Raw genomic sequence first — 4,525 nt, 5'->3', positions numbered from 1 at the left:
TTGAGTATTGAAACTCATAATTCCCTAATGTGAAGTGGCTTATATCAATAATTTCAACTAATGAAGTTGAAAAGTTGAGGTCGGTATCGGATAGAACAATTTGTTTGCTTACTGAATCGTAGGCTTCAAACATATAATGGTGATCCTCCGAAACACCTTTATATAAAACCGCTCCATTAAGTTCATTGTTTCTGATTCTTAAGATCGTTTCTTCAATCATTTCAATTCTGTTTTCGTGTTCCTGAATCATTTGTTCGAGTACTGAAAATCCGAGGTTCTGGCTTTTAAGCAGTTGAAGAATGTCAATATAAATCTTCTCTTTTTTCATAAAAAATCTCCTTTATTTATCGATTGACAAATGATATTTAGTTGTTTAAGTTATCGAACTAAATACCAAATTTGTTAAAGAAAAAGCACCCAGAGCGTTAAGCTGAAATAACCAAGTGTTAATCAACTTGACGCCCAAAACGGGCGCTTTTATATAACCACGAACAACCATAATAAAAGGAAGTGACAAATCACGATTACGTAACTGTAAAAATTAAATTTATCATCCTGTTGTAAATTCTTTTTTCATAATTAGCTACAGATATCCAATCGACTGGATTTAATTCAGTATGAGATTCTTCCCGAGCCAAAAAGCCTTTGAGAATTGTTTGTGAGATTGTCTTTTCAGTAAATATAAAAATTGATCATCGATTCAATGGTTTCAATCCTTGCTTTTGAAACAATCCATCCAGAACAAACGTAAGAAAGTTACCCTTCGTTTACTTTTTTAAATTTCCAATCTTTAAAATTCTGAACTCAAAATCTTTTGATTGAAGCTTCTGAAGCAGAGCGCTTGTTTCCTGTTTTTCCCAGGCATAAAACCGGTATAATTTCCTTACCAGAACAGGATGAATCTCTGATTGAGTCTAATCAGTCATTCAATTTTTCATCCAAACGATTTGAATTTAGGAGGTGAGCAGGCAGAAGCTTCTGCCTTATACATGAAAAGATATCAATATTACAAAACCGCTGCTATCACTCCAAAAGTTGAGATTGGAAATCCAAAAGCCAACGTCAGACATATCCTTGATGTCATCCATCAACTTGATCCTTCCACTCAATTGGCAGTTGCTCCTGAGCTGGCAATCACCGGATATACCTGTCAGGATCTCTTTTATGAGTCACTGTTAAAAAAAGAGGCTTTATCAGCTCTGGAAACTCTCGCTTTAAAAATCCCAGAGAATCTGGCTCTGGTCGTTGGAATTCCTGTCGAATATAAAAACCACCTTTATAACTGTGCCGCCTTTATTTTTAACCATGAGGTACTGGGTTTTTACGCAAAAAACTATCTCCCTAATTACAACGAATACTATGAACCACGCTGGTTTGCTTCAGCCAGACTGCTTCCGGAAGACGCATCGATTCGATTTATGAGTAAAGATGTTCCTCTGTCCAAAGCCATTGTTTTTGAAGATATAACAACAGGTGCTGTCATCGGACCGGAAATTTGCGAAGATCTTTGGGTGTCAATCCCCGTCAGTTCCATGTTGGCGCAAGCCGGAGCGAATATTCTGACCAACTGTTCTGCAAGCAATGATTCAATTGGCAAACGCAGTTACCGCAGGGATCTGATCTTAAACCAGTCTGCCCGCTCCTATGCCGCTTATATTTACGCTTCGGCTGGCAGTGATGAAAGCAGCTCAGATCTCATTTTTGGCGGCAATGATCTCATCGCAGAAAACGGAAAACTGCTTGCTTATTCATCTCTTGAAGACCCGAAGGAATATATCCAGGCTGAAATTGATCTGGAAATACTCCAGAACGATCGTTCAAAATACAAATCAAGCTTTTCTGCAGAAGTGCCAAAAGTAAGAAAAGTCGTTTACGAGTCTGTACCGTATGAGGAGATACAGCTGATCCGCGAAATTGAAGCCTATCCTTTTGTCCCTAAAAATCTGAATAAGCGAATTGAACGCTGCCAGGAAATTCTGACGCTGCAGGCAAGAGGTCTGGCTACTCGATTAGAGAAAATCCATTGTCAGAATGTAGTCATCGGAATCTCCGGAGGTCTGGATTCCACTTTGGCTCTGCTTGTATGTGTCAAAGCCTTTAAACTGGCTCATCTTGATCCTAAAGGAATTCATGCGATCACCATGCCAGGTTTCGGAACATCTGACCGTACTCACTCCAACTCATGGCAGCTGATGGAACTGCTTGGTACAGATGCAAAAGAAATCCCCATTGGAAAAGCGGTCAACCTTCACTTTGAAGATATTGGCCACAATCCAGAAATCAGAGATATCACTTATGAAAACTCTCAGGCCAGGGAAAGGACCCAGATCCTGATGGATCTGGCCAATCAGGTTAATGGACTGGTCATCGGAACCGGAGATCTTTCTGAACTCGCCTTAGGCTGGTGCACTTATAATGGCGATCATATGAGTATGTATGCCGTGAATGTCTCCGTTCCAAAAACCCTGGTTCGCTATATCGTTGAATCAGAAGCCATTCTGGCCAGAAAATTCGGCAATGAAAAACTTGCAGATGTACTCGATGACATCTGCGCTACTCCTGTATCCCCTGAACTTCTCCCACCTGATCAATCCGGAAAGATTGCTCAGAAAACGGAAGAAGTCTTAGGAAGCTATGATCTTCATGACTTTTTCCTTTATCACATGCTCAGATTCCATGAAAGTCCGTCAAAGATCTTTGAGCTGGCCTGTCTGGCCTTTCATGAAGTTCCAGAATCTCAGATTCTCAAAGCATTAAAGACATTCTATAACCGTTTCTTTGCTCAGCAATTCAAGCGAAATGTCATGCCGGATGGTGTAAAAGTCGGAAGCATCAACTTTTCTCCACGAGGTGACTGGAGAATGCCTTCTGATGCAGCCAGAACCATGTGGCTGAATGATCTTGCCGACATCGAACAAGAATTGAATTCTGAAGATTACCAGAACTAAGGTCTCATCAAATTTGATCAGGAAGAACTTTCAGTCAGAATTCGTTTTCATTTAAAATTTTTAATTTGAAATATTCTTATCTCGTCCAAACAAAAAAATCAAAATTCAAAAAAGCTTCAGAACAATACCTTTGACTGTTCTGAAGCTTTAATTTCGTATATTCGTTTAAGAGATCTTTTTTTAAGACTCGAATAAGAAATGTTTAATTTGCAAAATGATGAGAATGACTGAATTCTGTTTTGATCCGAAGCAGTAGACCCGGTTCACTATTTCCTTATTACTTACTTTTATTATTGCTTATTCTCTTCGATTTCATTGATCACTGAACTATTCTCTGTATAAACAATATTGTAAATCACTCATTTTGCCCTAAGAAAAGTTCTCTTGAAAATTTGCAATAGTTTAAGGAACCGATTTTCTATCTTAATCTTTTTTCATCAACCATGTTCCATTTTCTTCATCCTTCATATAATCCACTCAACCTGATGCGGAATATCTTCTGGATTGAGAAACTGCTTTTGGATGATTGAAAGACAAGAGAAATATTCTTCAGATCATTCATAAAACCACTCTAAGATGAAGGTATAATCAATATCTGATACTTATCTGAAGAAAATACTCGAGCATCAAACTCAAAATAATAAAGATCGAAAATCAGAAAACATGCATTCTCAGGCAAAATAAAAAGCGCCCGATCATATCGAACGCATCTATTTCATATTAATTATTGAATTGTGATGTAAATTGTTGTGGATGTTTTATCTTTCATTGCACAGATCGATTCAGGGCCTTTTCATTTCAGAAAAGAATTCATCAATCAAGCGTCCTCTTTATCACTGTGAGATTCTTCTTTTAGATACAATCCCATAGCAAACAGATTTTAGAAATCGATCTCTTCCCGGAAAAAGCGTTCCAGCATATCTCCGCTGCGGAAATGTCCATAATCGGATTGATGATAGGCATTGCCCTGGGCCGCTTCTGTCAGCCGCTCATATTCATCTTTTGAGATCAGCATAGCGTTTCCATAGGTCAGAGTCACGGAAGCTGCTTCTCCATTCATAATGACATCTTTGAGCACCTGACGAACATGCTCTGGCATATCATTTCCGTTAAGATATTTCATACAAATTCATCCTTTCCGAGCGAAAGAAAGATTTCGCTTCGTTAGCTTGTGAAAATTATATCAAATTAAAACCAGGTTGCAATTGTCAGGAACTTGGTCCTATCCAGTTTCCATCCCATTTTTAACCATATTGTTTTGATGATCCTGGTTTCTATGCGCTTTCATAGATATTCCTTTGTCGACTCTTTGTAACTTCTTTATATTTGACGGGTTGCCCGAAACGAAATTGCCTATATACCATTAAAGGCGAAGAATCTTATGGATTCTGAAACTTTCCTCTCAGGAAAGCTGCAGGACGCAAAGAACTTCGCCTTTTTTACATTGAAGTATTATTGATTCAGACTGACAGAGCACAGAGTTCTCTGATTTCATCATTCCAGGGAAGAACGCTGTCAATGATATCAGCCGGTATAACTGAACCGCGCCATTTCTGGAATCTGTTCATCACCAGTTC

The 4,525-nt window shown here is 38.6% G+C and carries 3 protein-coding genes; 1 reads left to right on the top strand and 2 read right to left on the bottom strand.

Translation table 11 applies throughout. The annotated features are described in order from the left end of the window. A partial coding sequence (locus BO222_RS06345; RefSeq protein ID WP_143356863.1) for a hypothetical protein occupies positions 1-328 on the bottom strand: 328 nt, incomplete at its 3' end. A gap of 661 nt (positions 329-989) precedes the next feature. Between BO222_RS06345 and BO222_RS06340 the strand changes: the two genes are divergently transcribed. Then, a complete protein-coding gene (locus BO222_RS06340; protein ID WP_075819396.1) occupies positions 990-2,948 on the top strand; it encodes an NAD(+) synthase in 1,959 nt (652 codons plus the stop codon). Between the two features lie 880 nt (positions 2,949-3,828). Here the strand turns inward: BO222_RS06340 and BO222_RS06335 are convergent. Beyond that, entirely contained in the window at positions 3,829-4,071 is a 243-nt protein-coding gene (locus BO222_RS06335; RefSeq protein WP_075819394.1) for a hypothetical protein, read from the bottom strand. Between the last annotated feature and the right edge of the window lie 454 nt (positions 4,072-4,525).

This window comes from Ileibacterium valens, assembly GCF_001945525.1.
GTDB classification, from domain to species: Bacteria; Bacillota_I; Bacilli_A; order Erysipelotrichales; family Erysipelotrichaceae; genus Ileibacterium; species Ileibacterium valens.
This window is presented reverse-complemented; position numbering and strand designations above follow the sequence as displayed.